Genomic DNA, 15,651 nt, shown 5'->3' on the forward strand with positions numbered 1-15,651 from the left:
TTTTCACAATCAAACAGCCTAATATATAGGGCTTAGGAGAGGTTGAACTTAGGTTGATAATATTGGTCTATTTTTTCCAGAAAAAGGATTTGAATATAATTGCTTATTTCTAACTGAGAAAATTTAGATAATCAACTACCCTATAGGAAATAATAAAATGAAATATTGGTTAACTTCTTTACTTTGTACGTTGATGCTCACTGGATGTGGCGGTAATTCATCAAGTAGCACAACGGAATCAACGAGTGCCAACGATATAGAAAACACCTCAACAAGTTCACCTACTGAGGTTGATCAATCAAATGATGAAAGCACTTCCGATGAAACCTCAGTTAATGATTCGGCAACTGATTCTACGACTACAACTGATACCGCGACAGCAAGTGTCGATTACAGCCTAATGACATGTGAAAATGACTTATCTGATGTATTAGCACTAATTAACCAACTTCGTATTGAAAGCCAGACCTGCGGTGATACGAGTTACCCAGCCGTAGCAGAAGTGACTTGGAGTAGCACATTAACATTAGCTGCCACTGAGCATTCAAATAATATGGCAAATTATAACTTTTTCGATCATACAGGTTTAGATGGCAGTACTGTTGGCACACGTGTTACTGCACAAGGTTACACGTGGAGTCGTGTGTCTGAAAATATTGCCGGTGGTCAAACTTCAGCACAAGAAGTTGTTGATGGTTGGATGTCTAGTGAAGGTCACTGCACTAATATCATGAATGCAGATGTGACTGAGATGGGATTAGCTTGCCAAGTAAATAGTGACTCTGACTATCAGCGTTATTGGACTCAAGTATTTGCTAAACCAAGATAGCTATAAAATTTAAAAGGAATTAGGCTTAATTCCTTTTAAATCATTACTTAGATTAGCGGCTATATATACTCGTCACCATTCAAGATGCAAAAATCAGAAAGTCCTGCGGGTCGCCAACTCGACAACCGATACTGCGTTGTAACACTCGATAAGGAATCGTCATTGCCATCATGTTACGCTTGGCCGAGTTAACGACTGAATAATACATATTGGTTGATAATGAGTATACATAATGGCTTTGAATGAATAAGCCTGATTTAACTTAGCTTAACAACATTCTTACCCACATACCAAATGGACTAGTGAACCCAGTTGTTACAGAAGTTACTTCTCCTTTGTTAATCACAAGGATAGTCGGCGTTAAACTAATTCCCCATTCACGACCTATTTCCCCTTTAGGATCATTGACTACAGTAAAATCATAATCTTTAGCACCAAGGTATTGTTGCACACGCTTATTTTCACCAGAATTCAGTGCAACAGTAACCACTTGCATCTGACCACTCACAAAATCAACAGAGGGAGAAACGAAGCTACAGACACTGCACCATGTGGCCCAGAAATAAACTAAAACAGGTTTATCTTGACTCATTGCGACCAAATCAACCTTGCCTCCTTGTACACTGGTTACCACTAATTCAGGCGCTTTACCAGATGCAATGGATTGAGCTCGCCATATATCAACGCCCCAACCTAATACCAATGCTAACAGCACATAAACTGCGAATGACTTGATGCGTGCTCCCCAGCTTTTTTTTACTTTAGGTTGTTGAGGATTACGTTCAGTCATCTTATTGCCCCTTTGCTTGTTCTATCGCATTAAGAACATCATCACTATTTAAAATAGTAGATAACTCAATACCATTAGGTGCCGCTGGGCCATAAATAATATTAAAAGGAACACCATAACGTCCGAATGATTGTAAATAGGCTGTCACAGAGTCAGAACGTACTGTCCAATCACCACTCATCGCTATAACACCGTCTTCTTGTAATGCACTATAAATAGGATCTTGTAATAACACGCCAATTTTATTGGCCTTACAAGTGACACACCACTTTGCAGTCACATCTACAAAGACAACATTGCCTTTTTTCACTTCTTCCTCTATTAACTGTGCGTTTAATGGTACCCAAGAAATCTCATCTTGTAGTGGATTCGCCCAATGCTTAGCCGTTAAACTGCCTACGATCAAAGCAATAGCAGCCACGATCATAAACACACCAAAAATAATAAAGAATAAACGTTTACCATGCTTTTTGAGAATCAAAGCAGCAAATATAATTAAAATAAATACGGCCACTAAAATGCTATAAAGCAGTCCGATAAAGCTACTTAGCAAACTCACTAACCATAAACATGTCGCTAAAATAAGTAAACCGAACACCAGCTTAATAGTGCCCATCCACTTACCAGGCTTAGGCATTAACAATGCAATACTTGGGAATAAAGCAATTAATAACCAAGGTAATGCCATCCCTAAACCTAACGCAGTAAAGACAGCAAATAATTGCCATGAAGAAGCACCTAAGGCAAATGCAACCGCCGTTCCCAAGAAAGGTGCGCTACAAGGTGTGGCTAATAATGTTGCAAACATGCCTTGCAAATAATGACCTAGGTAAGAATGGCCACCTTTTGTCGCTAACCAAGTTTGCATTGAAGGAGGTAATTGAATTTCAAATAAACCCAGCATATTAGCAGTAAAGATAGCGGTAACAATTACCATGAAGGTGATGAAATAAGGGCTTTGGAATTGTATTCCCCAACCTAATGCTTCACCTGACAGTTTAAGTACTAATAGAAACAGCGCCAATAACCAGAATGAGCTAACAATACCCGCACTAGAAGCTAAGAATTGTTTACGTACTTGTGAACGTTGACTACCATCGACGCCTAAGACTGAACTCAGTTTCATGCCTAATACAGGTAATACACAAGGCATTATATTTAAAATTAAACCGCCTATTAATGCGACCAAAAAGATAGACCAAATAGATTCTCCAACGGCTGAGATAGTCTGATTACCTAAGGTAGTGGCAATTTCTACAGCAATATCTGCATCAACCACTGTAATGTTGACATTGGCATTACTTAAGTCGACCTCGCCTCCCCAACTGCTTGCATTAAACGTAGCGGTGACCTGTTTACCTAAAACGGAAATAATAGGCTTAGAAAAGAAGACATTCTCTAATTCAGGATCGTTGCTATCAATGAACAAATCAGGTGCTTCCCATCCTATTTGATGCACTAACTGCACTGACACTTCTTGATTAAATTGATCCCATGAACTAATAATATTCGTAATATTTGCATTATTTTTTTGTATTTTAATGGCATGTTGGTCGACTAAAATAGGCACACTACTGGTCGCTTGCGCATAAGCAAACGCAACATCTTCATTAATGGCCAGTTGGTTAGGATCAAAACTTAAATCAATTTCGTAATCAGTTAATACACAAATCGTCGTACATGAAGCTAGCGTTAACGTACCTTTTAAACGGCTGACTTGTTGAGGGTCTGTCAGTTGTAACTGAATGGGAAAATGAATTTGATCTTTATAACCAACGGTTTCAACGCCTAATACGGGATAACGTTTAGGTGTTGGCCAAGACCAATCAACTGTATCAATATTATATGATTGATCAGTCCATTCAAATGTAGGAGCAACCCCGCCTTCACCTGGAGATCGCCAATATGTTTTCCAATCTTTCGCTAAATCAACATTCAAAATACCATTCACAGCATTTTCTTGAACTTGCCCTGTTAGCTGCAAATTAACTTTAACAGGCAGGTGGTTAAAATTAGTGATCCACCCTGTTTCTGGCGCTTGTGCAAATGCACTACTAGATAGACCAAAAATGAACAGTAACAATAAAAAACAATGCTTTAAAAAAGGCATGAAAACTCCGAGAAAATACCAAATGAAATAGTTTGTAGCACAAATATATGCCTGTGACTGAATAAAGATTAAAAAGTTCGCCATAATTAAACATAGTAGACCGCCAACGATCTAAATTTATTGCATTTTAAATCTAATTATTGATGAAATAATTTATATCGTTATTTATGCACTTATTTATATAACAACAAAGTAATCCCTTTGCTTAAGTTACAACGTATAAGGTGTACAATTATAAAATATAAAACAACAATAGATATTATCGTATTGCTGTTCTTGATTAAAAGAATGATTACTTTATTACAACATTACTTTTCAACATGGAGTTCCCTTTATGAAAGTCGCAATGTTCAGTTCCCGTAGTTATGATATTCAGCATTTCGAACCATTGATTTCAGACCCTATCAGCATCAACTTTTTTGATACTCAACTTAATTCACACACCGCAGCATTGGCTACTGGCTATGATGCTATATGTGCCTTTGTAAACGATGATTTAAGTGCCCCGGTTTTAACTCAGCTTCACGCATTAGGCATAAAATATATTGCCATGCGTTGTGCTGGTTTTAATAATATTGACTTATTTTGTGCAAAATCACTGGGTATGACGATCGTTCGTGTTCCTGCTTATTCACCAGAAGCGGTAGCAGAGCATGCCATTGCATTATTAATGACGCTTAACAGACGCACGCACAAAGCATATCAACGCACCCGTGATGCAAACTTTTCATTAGAAGGGTTAGTTGGCTTTAATCTACATGGTAAAACCGTTGGAATTATCGGGACCGGTAAAATTGGATTAGCAACAATGGCCATTTTTAAAGGTTTTGGTTGTAAAATATTAGCTTCTGACCCTTACCCATCAGATAAAGCGACGGCATTAGGCGCAGAGTACGTTAGCTTAGAAACACTCTTTGAAAACAGCGACGTGATTAGCCTGCATTGCCCACTCACTAGTGACAATAAACACTTATTAAATAAAGACACATTTGCATTAATGAAAGATGGTGTCACCATTATTAATACCAGTCGAGGTGGTTTATTGAATGCACATGATGCTATTGAAGCATTAAAATCAGGCCGTATTGGTGGCTTAGGTCTAGATGTATATGAAGAAGAAGAGCATTTATTCTTTAATGACCATTCAAGTGAAATTATTGCCGATGATATTTTCCGTCGTTTGTCTGCTTGCCACAATGTGATATTTACAGGTCACCAAGCTTTCTTAACTAAAGAAGCATTAACGAGTATTGCACAAACAACGCTCGATAATTTACGTGAGCTATTAGAAGATGACACGAGTGTTAATCAAGTTAGTGAATAGTCACTAACATTACTCAACAGATAAAACCGTAATAAGCTTTATAAGTTAAGGGTTTTATCTGTTTTTATACACTACCTTTAAAGCCAACGTCTAACTTTCTGCTTATAGTCGATAAATGACTGTTCAAAAAGAATTTCTAACGCAACCTCTTCCGGCTTAATGAAACATTTATTCATTGTCATAATATAAAGAGGTAATAAAACTAAACTCAATAGATTACCCAACAGCAAAACCTCAGCGATTAAGGCCCCCAATAATCCTAAATACATAGGGTTTCGAGAATAACGATATATTCCAGAAATGACTAAACTCGTGGCTTTTTCAGGTGTCGTTGGGTCGACTGTCGTCTTTGCCTTTTTAAACCTCCAACCACTACTCAGGATGACTAACACAGAAGCACACAAAACAAAGCCAGAAACCCCACTCAAGACAAGTGAACCAACATTAAAAAAAGGAATTAACAAGCCCATCAAATATATCACGAGCATAAATAACAGAGTGACTAACGGAGGATACTTCATCATTCGTTGCATTTTATTACCCTTTTTCCATAAACAGATCATTAAATAAAGTGTTACTAACACTAAGATCAATAAAAGCAGCACGATTAAATGCCAGAATAAATAATAGTAACGTGTTGAAAATCTATAACTTACCTTGTGTAGCCATTATTTTATAGGATTTTTAGCATGCAAATTGTGCAGAGAGGACTTTTTTAGTTTAAACTGCGCGACTAAATTAATTCCAGAGGAAAATGATATGTCTGATAAAGTCTTTATCACTGCACAACAATTACTTGAAGACTCATTTCGTCTTGCAGCACAAGTTTACGATAGTGGTTTTCGCCCACAGTTTATTGTTGGTATTTGGCGTGGCGGCGCTCCAATCGGTATTGCAGTTCAAGAATTCTTTGACTATCAAAAAGTAGAGACAGATCATATCGCTGTACGTACTTCTTCTTATTACGGTATCGGTAAACAAAGTAAAACAATTAAAGTACACGGTTTACATTACATTATTGAAAATGCTAATGCCGATGATGGCTTGCTAATTGTAGATGACGTATTTGACTCAGGGCGCAGTGTTGTTGCGTTAACTGAAAAACTAAATGAAGTAATGCGCTTAAATATGCCACGCGACGTACGCATAGCAACGCCTTATTACAAGCCTAAGAACAAAGCCGTATCTATTGTGCCAGACTACTATATTCATGAATCAGATGAATGGTTAGTGTTCCCACATGAAGTATCAGGTTTGTCACCTAAAGAAATTTCTGAAGGTAAAAGCGACTTAAAAAATATCGCACACTTGTTTACTAGAGAAGACTAAAAAATTACTTATAGTTAATTAGGTTTAAAGTAGCTTAAGCTTAATAATACGATTTTATAAAAGGAGACTATTTCGTCTCCTTTTTTGTATCGAAAAAATTAAACAACAACTAAAAAGTGAATAGTCACTTACTTTTTAACCTCTATAAATTCTTGGCTTGCTTTTAACACATCCTCATATAAAGCAAAAAATACGACACTCAGATCTACATAATTTTCCCTCAATACTTTTCCTGTTTCAGCTAAAGGTGCCATTCGTTCGCTTCGTGTTGCCATACGTTTTAAAGCATATTCAATATTTTCTATCTTTTGATAGGACTCGAGCCACTTATCTTGCCAAACCCAACCATTAATACGTTCAAAACGTTCTGGTAAAATAACGTCCTTTGCTTGTGTTTCACTCACAATCTTTTGTTCTGCTAATTGGCAAAATTCAGCTAAAGTTAAATGATGAAAAGTGGTCCAATGTCGAGCCAAGAAATGATCCCAGAACATATCAAGTGCAATAGGCGCGTAACGCCGTAATACTTTAGGAAATAGTAATTTAGCAGCGAGTACTTGTGGGTGTTTATCCGTAAAACTATCGACATAACGATGTAAACGGATACCTTGGACTATATTAGTAGGAAATTGACCATCAGGATTGCCTTTAACGAAATCTCCTAAAAAATTACCACTAAAACTCGTATTGGTAGAAGCCGCTATATGTAAATGTGCAAGATAGTTCATAATGGCTTTACCTTAATCGCTATTGAGTTTGTATGTTTTGGCTAACGTTAGCATGGCGTTTACTGACCACGATACCAGTAAAAACAACAAAAATACTTCCCCATTGCCAAAGTGTTAATATCTCATTTAGTAATAATGCCGATAATAACAAAGCAAAAATAGGGACTAAGTTTGAATAAGCTGCGGCGGTTAATACTGAGCTTTTTGCAAGTGCATAGTTATACATCCCATAAGCACCTAGTGTCACCGCAGAACCTAAATAAACAATATTCATTAACGCATTAACATCATGTAGTGGTGGTAACTCAATAAAGAATAAAAAAGGGGCAAAAAACACGGTACCTGAAAAACCTTGTAAAGCGATTAATGACAAAGCGGAGTATCTATTCAATAAATTTTTCATACTAACAACATAGAAAGCAGCACATACCATGGCTAAAAATTCTAACGTATTCCCGAGTAAAGGATTCGGAGCATGATCCGTATTAGGAGAAACCATACTTAACAAAATACTGCCCGCAATACACAAACTGAAACCTATAATGATCTGCTTACTGAGTTTTTCTTTAATTAAGAAGAACGCAAACAAGGCCACCATTAATGGTAAGCAAGAGACAATAATGCCAGCCTGTGAGGCAGAGGTATATTGCATTGCATAACCTTCAAATAAAAAATATAAACACGGCTCAGCTAACGACATAACCAACAACCACTTCCAATCGCCCTGTTGATACTCAAAACGTTTTATCCAACGCCACAAACATAGACAAATGAGAAGAGTGATTAACATCCGTAAAAAAATAACAAAAGACGGAGGGTAAATATCAATCGCCGCTTTCAAAGCAACAAAGGAACTACCCCATAAAAAAGTAGCGATTATAAAACAGAGTCCTGCTGGCATAGGTTATCTCTAAAAATACATCAAGGGCGGTAAAATGATGACTGTAAAACTACTTTTATTTTTTATCATCACTTTAAAAGAGCACTATTAATAGCCGTTAAGTAATACACGTTAGGTAATAGGCCTTAGGGTGTTACTAGGAGGTAGTAATGTCCATGTTTATTCTATTTCTTGATGATATAAAACGAACCCTCTCGCTTGGTAATTAGCGAGTGCACTAGGGTGATCCAAACTGCACGTATGCACCCAAACTCGCTTAGCATTACAAACAGTCCAAGCTTGTTGAATTGCATACGTTAATAAATAGCCACCAAAACCTTTACCAATAAAAGTAGGTGCCAATCCAAAATATTTAATTTCAACTTCCTGTTCTTCACTTACTTCTAACTCAAAATAACCCGCGATAGCACCTTGATAATACGCCACCCAAGTACGTAAATTATCGCGCTCAGCGTAGGACTTCCAACTTTCATCAGACTCATTTAATTTGTCCAACCACTGCCATTTCTCGCCTACCAAAGAATATAAGAAACGATTAAAGCGATATTCTTTGATAATGGCTTCGGAAAGAGTTAAGTCTTCAACTTTTGGTTTTTCGTTAAGTTGTTCCGCTTGGTTCATTTCTAAATAATAGATAGTCGTTTGACTCATTCTGTTCCCTTATTGACACCATCTCAGCTATAACTTTACGCTTATAACAATACATTTAAGCACTAGTGAGTCGTCGCTTTTTCATATAACTCTTTAAAACCTTTAGCACTAAATACAAAGCTTTCTTCGCCTGTATAAGGCTTTAATTTAACCACTGTACTCTTCATGAATTGATCAAGCACAAAGTCATTACCTTCTTCTGTATCGGCATAAAACGCCACTATTTTCTCTTTACATAAAAGAGTGAATTTAACTAAATCACCATTAACATACATAGGTACTGACTGAGATTTCTGAAGAGATTCATCTTCACAGCCTTTTTCTGCACTTGCTTGAAAGAACACACTCAAATCTTGATATGATCCTCTGCCTAATATAGCGACTAATGATCCGCTAACGACTTCTTTAGTAATAATCATTTTCTGTTTTTTATTAATGTACCAACCTTTGCTGTCTTCCACTTTGGCTTGGAGAGAAATGTTATCTAAATACTTAGGCATATCATCAACATAAATATCTACCGCTCTGGCAAAGTTTTTCCAACGCTCTTTTACAGGCACATAATAATAAGCCAAATCGATAGCTTGACCATTAACGGTCAATTCCCATAAGCCTTTGTAATTAGCGTCTTGTATTGCCACTTGGTCAATAATAATATTTTCAGGCAACACATCACCACATGGACTACATAGCTTTTGAATAACATGGATATTTTCAGTTTGTAAAAGCTGCAAAGCGGCATTCGCTTCTTTCTTGCTGATTCGTTGAGCTTGATCGGCATAAGCAATGGTATAAACAGTGCATCCAAGAAACACGACTAACAAACGTTTGATGATATTCATTAATTTTTTGAACCTTATTTTTATAAGCCATTTATTTGTAAGAAATTGCTTTGTAATTAACTTTCTCTGTTAAGGATTTTTTATATTAACTTTTTTTATATTAAGTGTTTATATTAAGAATAATGAATAATATTGAAAAAACGTAAAGGGATATCACCAGTATTACGATAAATATGAGGCTGATCGGCATTAAACTTAGCTTTTTCGCCTGTATTCAATGTATTCCATTGTCCACCAGCAAAATATTCCATGCAACCACTAGTGACGACAATATGCTCTATAACGCCTATTTGATGAGCCTCTGAATGTTGCTCATGACCCACTGTAAAACATAGCTCAAACATCTCAATACCGGTGCTTTGATCATATTCGAAAATAGTTTCAATACTAACAGTATGTTCTTGATTAAAACCTTTAGTGCCACTATCTAAGGGGTTCTTTTGCCCTAAAAACTCTGATAAAGGTAATTCAAAACCTGTCGCTATTTTCCATAGTTTAGCAATTGTCGGACTTGATTCACCTCGTTCTATTTGTCCTAACATTGCCTTGGAAACACCACAATGTTGACTTGCTACCTCTAAACTCCAGCCTTTATTAGCTCGAATTTTTTTCAGCTGTGTGGCTACTGTTTTATTGATTGAATCAGACATATTTACCTTGTACGTTATAACAGCCAATGTTAACTTTGTTTTTTGTACGTTAAAACGCACAAGGCTATTATGAAAACACTTTTCCAACAGGTCAACTCAATAATTGCAGCAATGAGTGCAGGGTTAGTCGCTGTGATCGTCGGATTTTCTAGCTCGATAGCATTAATATACCAATTGGTAATCAATTTAGGTGGTGACAGCCATCTTGTGGCAAGTTGGCTTCTTGCACTAGGCACAAGTATGGGTATTTTAAGTATTTTACTTTCATACTGTTATCGCATTCCAATACTTATTGCTTGGTCTACGCCAGGGGCCGCATTACTGATTGCCAACATACAAGGCTTTGACCTTAACCAAGCCGTTGGTGGTTTTATTGTCTGTGCATTGTTGCTATTTATTTTCCCACTATTAATACCATTGGATAAATTATTTAAATGGTTACCTACACAATTAGCATCAGCAATGTTGGCTGGTATTTTATTGAAGTTTGGTTTTGCTGTTTTTACACAAATGGAACTTCAACCAATTTTAATTATTAGCATGTTTATCAGTTATTTATTAGCAAAAAGATTGATACCACAATGGACCTTATTAATTGTCATCGTTATTTCAGCAATCTTAGCTTGGCACTTACAACTAATTGAAAGTAAAGTGATTGAATGGCAATGGAGTGAGTGGCAGTTTATCAAACCTGCATTTTCATGGTCAGTCATTGTGGGGATAAGTTTGCCTTTATTTATTGTCACTACTGCCGCTCAAAACTTACCAGGCATAGCCATGCTGCAAAGTTTTGGTTACCAAGTCCCCATTAAGCGAATTTTATCACTGACTGGTTTATTTAATATTATCGCAGCTCCGTTTGGTGGTTATGCACTCAACCTAGCAGCTATTAGTGCTTCAATTTGTATGACTGAAGAGGTACATAAAGATGCTAATAAACGCTATTGGGCAAGCATTTGGGCTGGTATTTTTTATATTATTTTAGGGTTGCTAGCTGCCTATATCATTGCTTGGTTCGCCCTACTACCAGAGTCATTAATATTAGCCTTAGCGGGTATTGCATTATTTGGTACCATTACTCATAGCTTACAGCAAAGTGTTAATAGTAAATCTAAACACATTAACGAAGCAGCAGTGATCACCTTACTCATTACAGCATCTCCCATTGCTTTGTGGGGATTGAGTTCAGTGATATGGGGCGTTATCGGAGGGTTGTTAGTTTTAATGTTCAGCCAATTAAGATTTAAAAAAACACCATTAAAAAGTTAACGTGATGCCTGAATTAAAAGATTACGGGGAGTAATATTGGCATCGCAAAATATTGATATATTCACTTGATAACCCGCCTCTTGCAAACTTAATGCACGGTCATAAACTAACCATAACTCTAAGGAGCGACGAAAGAATTGTGATACTAACTCACCGCGTCTTAAGCGATTAAAACGCACTTTACCTTGCACTAAATACATCGATAAATCGGCTGGTAATTCAATATCCAATTGTTTATATGCTTTAACCCATTCTGCAAAATCTCTAAAGTTATTGGATAACAACGTTTTGGGAAAACTAGGTACGGTTAAGTAGTCTTCTGTTTTTAAAAGTGCCTTTTGTAAACAATCAAAACTTAAACGCCACCAAACTTCTTGATCATTTAATTGTGTTTGCCTTTCTCCAGACGTACTTTGTTGTGTCACTGCTAACTTTAAGTCTTGCTTGCTTAAAGTGATTGATGACAACAATTGGCTTTGTTGTAAAGCATAAGAGGACACCGCTTGGTAACTGTCATGTTCAGTCAAATGGTAGCAACATGGACTTATGGTTACTTTTTCTGTTAATGCTTTTTTAACACCATTAATAAGATGTACATGTAAATCACCACAAGCATGCAAAGCAACAACATGCTGTTCTTTATTAAGTAATTGGTTCCCCTCTCCCAACAAAACGTTAGCAACAAAGAAAGGTTGTAATATAGATTGTTGTTGGGCTAATGCCAGGCCTTGATTGCATAGCTCAGCATTCCATTCCACTGCACTGATTTCATTTTTTGTCTTATAATGAATCAACCTCCCTAAATGCCCTTTACCAGCACACCACTCTAAAACAGGAAGCGTCTCATCTATAGAATTAGAAAATCGATCTATTTGTATCCATTTTCGCCCTTTAATCCCTTTTTTTAACCAAAAAGGCATATCAAGATCATGGGTAAGATTGTTATTGTTAATATCAAAAAGTGGATCATTTATATTCAATAATTCGGGAATAAATTGCTTTAATAATGGATATAACGAAGCAGGGTTTTTCTGATAATTCAGTAATTTATTATCATCGATACGGTGTAAAAAGTTAATTAATGCGCTATTGCCTGAAAAGGTGGGGTAATCATTTAACATGAAAGCATTATAGTGCCAGTATTGTTTCGTTGCCGTTAAATAGCGATCAATCTTATCAAAATTATGTTTTAGCACACGACATTCCGCCAAAGCTTCAAAAAATACGTTTAAGTTTTTAAATTGCTTAAATACAAACTTTATTATCGAATAACATTGGTAATCATTCTATACAAAAATTGATAAAAAATGATTGAATAACCTCGATAATAAAATGATGTTCTGATTATAAGTGGATGGTCATCGATTATAAAATAGTATTTAATCACTGAATCAAAAAATACTTTAAAATTCATTTAAATCAAACAATTACAAATTAAAATATAAATTTAATTAACAAAAAACAAACTATTCACAATTAGATATCGAAAAACCTTACACTAAATTATCTCAACGAATATCTTTTAAATATAAAATTTAAACTAACCAAAAGTAGTTATAAACAAAAGATCACTGAAAAACAAATTACATTAAAAACAAATAGTTACGATAATTTCATATTCCTCATAAATAAATTAATGCTTAAAACTTAAACTACAAATTTATTTATACTCCAAAAACACTGTTGAATAACTTTACAACTTAAATAAAATATCAAATAAAAAGCACAAAAAACACCTTTTAATTGAATTAAGTTATTGAAAAACAACAAATTTAAAAGTTGGCATATTATATGCTCCATTACTATATATGGAATTATCCATTTATACGAAGGAGAGAACACATGAAAAAAATTATTTCTTTAGCAATAACTTCACTAATATTTTTATTAGTATCTAATACAGCATCTGCTGTGCCTATTACAGGTAGAATTGATTTTACAGGTACAGCTACCGTGGTTAAATCAGGAACAACTGTTAGTACAATTACTTTTAGCCCTTATTCAAGCGTTGTATCTGATCCTTCTCTTGTAACAGGTGATTTTACACCTGAACTTGGTGGGGCAGTGGCATTTACTAATTTCGATGCAAGCACACCACTTAATCTTTTATGGACTACTAGTAATTTCACCTTTACGATAACAAATGTACTAGTAAATGCATTTAACAGCACTCTAGAATTGAGTGGTTTAGGTACTATATCTAGCTCTATTGCAGGCTTAGATGACACTGCAGGTACATGGGTAATAACTGCAAATGGCGGAAGTACGAATGTATCTTTCTCTTCAACTACTATTCCAGCTCCAGCTGGTGCAGCATTATTAGGTTTATCTCTATTAGGTTTTGGTTTCGCTCGTCGTAACAAAAAAGCTAAATAAGACGCTTTTCTTTATAAACTGAATAATTCTATAAAGCCTAACAGTCGTTTGATTGTTAGGCTTTTTTATATCAACACTGACTAGTATTAAATATTAATTAAGAAACGTGTACTCAATATATCTTACTTTTTGTTATTAACTTTTGTACTCGCTTTGCTATCTATTCCACATGCTTTATCTTTATTAGGCTCTTCATTGTCTGATGCCACAGGGTCGCTACAACAACTGCCAAAGTGAACGCCATCTAACCATTGCTGTAACTCTTCTTCGCTCGGTTTGTTAGCTTTATTTATTTCTTTTTTATCAGTCATATACTTTCCTTTGCAAGTAAAAATATTCTTTATTAGAGGACCTTATTAGAAAACCTTAAATACCAATGCTATCTAGTATTTCTAAGAACACATCTTCTCGAGTTTTAGGCGTTAAGTTTGGATACAAACGACATAAGCGGATTGCTTGGCTAAACTTCTTTTTACCTAACACACTCAAAACTCTTGTAAACAATGCTTCATCTAAGAAAAATGTTTTAACTGCATGTGTTACTGCGTCATCTAAAGAGACGTATTGCACCCCATCAAATTCAAAACTTTCATTATCGCTATCCACTGCTAATAACTCATTGTTAATAACAAGTGGCCAGCCTTGATAATTAATACGCGCTTGCATCATTTCAAACATAGGCCATGCACTACGCTTGAAGCCTTCAAACGCACTACCTTCAAACTCTGACTCTTCTAACTCTTGTTTCGTCCAATTAGACCCGATACTAAGCACTTTCTGATGTTTGGCAGTAAGAGCTTGTTTAACAGCATCACGATAACTGTAAATAGAAGGAAATGCAGAACGCTTTACGATATTCGCACACTCTTTACAACTAGGTAAACTCAGTGCTTGGTGATCTAATATATTGATTTCGTATTCATGCCTAGGGAACTTAATTTTTTTATCGCTTGGCTCACCACAAAACCAGCAAGTATTACGATAGTTAAAAGGAACTTCGACAGCAGAGAAAGTGGCCATATTATTCACCCATAAAAAGAGCTAAGGGTACGTTTTGAATCACCAATAATCAATGATCAATAATCTAATTTCTTCGGCATATATACTCATTACAGTTCAAAGTGCTTTGTTCAGTCATTAGCTTGGGCTCCAAATCAAGGCGCAACATGATGACAATGGAGAGTCCTTATCGAAGGTTGCAACGCAGGCTAACAACCTAGAGGGCAGGCTATGAAGTAAACACCTTTGTTGTTAGAAAGTGTCAATTTAACCTGTTAGATCTTTCTCTTTCTACCTAGCATCTGTTCACTTCCACCGTTTTCTGAATTTTGCACCTTGAATGGTAACGGGTATACATAAGCGAATAAATATTAAAGATGTGCTTATACCAAAAGAATTAATAAGGTAATCATTCTTGCTGGTTAAAATCCCCCCCTAACTGCGTTCTGAGTTTTGAAGTGAGAACAACTATCTTCTACAACTCACGCCTTATTAGTGTTAATTTTTCCTGCGCAATTTCTGATCACTTATTTAATTCCATTGCTATTAGTCATCGATCTGATTGCAGTAAGGAATGGTAAGAATAGTGGCAAGGTTAATGATAGGTAATTACACAAATTTCAGAACAGGGTCCGATATGATAAAAGCTTTTCTAATACGTAAAAACAGGAAAGGGCAGCCGAAGCTGCCCTAATTTAGTCACACTATCAAATCCATGATAGAAGTTGCTCCATGCAATAAATCCATTTGACTACTGCCATACTAGGCATCCTCTTCCCAAATCCTTTGAGCTTCTTCCTTGTTTCATATCCTTATCCGATAAACATCCAGTTCATCAATCCAACATCCTGCT

At 35.9% G+C, this 15,651-nt stretch carries 16 protein-coding genes; 5 read left to right on the forward strand and 11 right to left on the reverse strand.

Annotated features, from left to right (window positions below; all coding sequences use genetic code 11):
• The first annotated feature begins 157 nt into the window (after window positions 1–157).
• Window positions 158–829, forward strand: coding sequence for a CAP domain-containing protein (locus SP041_RS06110; protein ID WP_025564554.1), 672 nt, complete (start codon window positions 158–160; stop codon window positions 827–829).
• 262 nt (window positions 830–1,091) lie between these two features.
• Here the strand turns inward: SP041_RS06110 and SP041_RS06115 are convergent, their stop codons facing one another.
• Window positions 1,092–1,619 carry a protein disulfide oxidoreductase gene (locus SP041_RS06115; RefSeq protein WP_025564555.1) on the reverse strand — a complete coding sequence of 176 codons (528 nt, stop codon included), beginning with the start codon at window positions 1,617–1,619 and terminating at the stop codon, window positions 1,092–1,094.
• 1 nt (window position 1,620) lies between these two features.
• Window positions 1,621–3,729, reverse strand: a complete 2,109-nt coding sequence (locus tag SP041_RS06120; RefSeq protein ID WP_025564556.1) for a protein-disulfide reductase DsbD domain-containing protein — start codon at window positions 3,727–3,729, stop codon at window positions 1,621–1,623.
• Window positions 3,730–4,063: 334 nt separating this feature from the next.
• Here SP041_RS06120 and SP041_RS06125 point away from each other — a divergent pair, with 334 nt between their 5' ends.
• Window positions 4,064–5,053, forward strand: coding sequence for a 2-hydroxyacid dehydrogenase (locus SP041_RS06125; RefSeq protein WP_025564557.1), 990 nt, complete (start codon window positions 4,064–4,066; stop codon window positions 5,051–5,053).
• Between the two features lie 77 nt (window positions 5,054–5,130).
• On the opposite strand, the gene SP041_RS06130 is transcribed toward SP041_RS06125, so the two are convergent.
• Window positions 5,131–5,586, reverse strand: coding sequence for an isoprenylcysteine carboxylmethyltransferase family protein (locus SP041_RS06130; protein ID WP_025564558.1), 456 nt, complete (start codon window positions 5,584–5,586; stop codon window positions 5,131–5,133).
• A gap of 226 nt (window positions 5,587–5,812) precedes the next feature.
• Here SP041_RS06130 and SP041_RS06135 point away from each other — a divergent pair, with 226 nt between their 5' ends.
• Window positions 5,813–6,382 (forward strand): phosphoribosyltransferase family protein, encoded by a 570-nt coding sequence (locus SP041_RS06135; protein ID WP_025564559.1) that lies wholly within the window; start codon window positions 5,813–5,815, stop codon window positions 6,380–6,382.
• A gap of 128 nt (window positions 6,383–6,510) precedes the next feature.
• Here the strand turns inward: SP041_RS06135 and SP041_RS06140 are convergent, their stop codons facing one another.
• From SP041_RS06140 to SP041_RS06160, 5 genes are all read right to left on the reverse strand, one after another.
• The gene (locus tag SP041_RS06140; RefSeq protein WP_037048944.1) at window positions 6,511–7,110 is read right to left on the reverse strand and encodes an ACP phosphodiesterase; all 600 of its coding nucleotides are present in this window, start codon (window positions 7,108–7,110) and stop codon (window positions 6,511–6,513) included.
• A gap of 19 nt (window positions 7,111–7,129) precedes the next feature.
• Entirely contained in the window at window positions 7,130–8,011 is an 882-nt protein-coding gene (locus SP041_RS06145; RefSeq protein ID WP_051368532.1) for a DMT family transporter, read from the reverse strand.
• Window positions 8,012–8,170: 159 nt separating this feature from the next.
• Window positions 8,171–8,662: a GNAT family N-acetyltransferase gene (locus SP041_RS06150; RefSeq protein ID WP_025564560.1), complete on the reverse strand. Its 492-nt coding sequence runs from the start codon at window positions 8,660–8,662 to the stop codon at window positions 8,171–8,173.
• 62 nt (window positions 8,663–8,724) lie between these two features.
• A complete protein-coding gene (locus SP041_RS06155) occupies window positions 8,725–9,504 on the reverse strand; it encodes a hypothetical protein (protein ID WP_137297454.1) in 780 nt (259 codons plus the stop codon).
• A 113-nt stretch (window positions 9,505–9,617) separates the two neighbouring features.
• Window positions 9,618–10,154: an XRE family transcriptional regulator gene (locus SP041_RS06160; RefSeq protein ID WP_137297455.1), complete on the reverse strand. Its 537-nt coding sequence runs from the start codon at window positions 10,152–10,154 to the stop codon at window positions 9,618–9,620.
• 69 nt (window positions 10,155–10,223) lie between these two features.
• Here SP041_RS06160 and SP041_RS06165 point away from each other — a divergent pair, with 69 nt between their 5' ends.
• Window positions 10,224–11,423, forward strand: coding sequence for a benzoate/H(+) symporter BenE family transporter (locus SP041_RS06165; RefSeq protein WP_137297456.1), 1,200 nt, complete (start codon window positions 10,224–10,226; stop codon window positions 11,421–11,423).
• Here the strand turns inward: SP041_RS06165 and SP041_RS06170 are convergent.
• Window positions 11,420–12,619: a methyltransferase gene (locus tag SP041_RS06170; RefSeq protein WP_137297457.1), complete on the reverse strand. Its 1,200-nt coding sequence runs from the start codon at window positions 12,617–12,619 to the stop codon at window positions 11,420–11,422. The genes SP041_RS06165 and SP041_RS06170 overlap by 4 nt on opposite strands.
• Window positions 12,620–13,265: 646 nt before the next feature.
• On the opposite strand from SP041_RS06170, the gene SP041_RS06175 reads away from it, so the two are divergent.
• Entirely contained in the window at window positions 13,266–13,799 is a 534-nt protein-coding gene (locus SP041_RS06175; RefSeq protein WP_137297458.1) for a hypothetical protein, read from the forward strand.
• A gap of 122 nt (window positions 13,800–13,921) precedes the next feature.
• On the opposite strand, the gene SP041_RS06180 is transcribed toward SP041_RS06175, so the two are convergent.
• On the reverse strand, window positions 13,922–14,110 hold the full coding sequence (locus tag SP041_RS06180) for a hypothetical protein (RefSeq protein WP_137297459.1): 189 nt from the start codon (window positions 14,108–14,110) through the stop codon (window positions 13,922–13,924).
• Between the two features lie 55 nt (window positions 14,111–14,165).
• A complete protein-coding gene (locus tag SP041_RS06185) occupies window positions 14,166–14,819 on the reverse strand; it encodes a hypothetical protein (protein ID WP_137297460.1) in 654 nt (217 codons plus the stop codon).
• Window positions 14,820–15,651 lie beyond the last annotated feature (832 nt).

The organism is Psychromonas sp. SP041 (genome assembly GCF_000470315.2).
Lineage (GTDB): Bacteria > Pseudomonadota > Gammaproteobacteria > Enterobacterales > Psychromonadaceae > Psychromonas.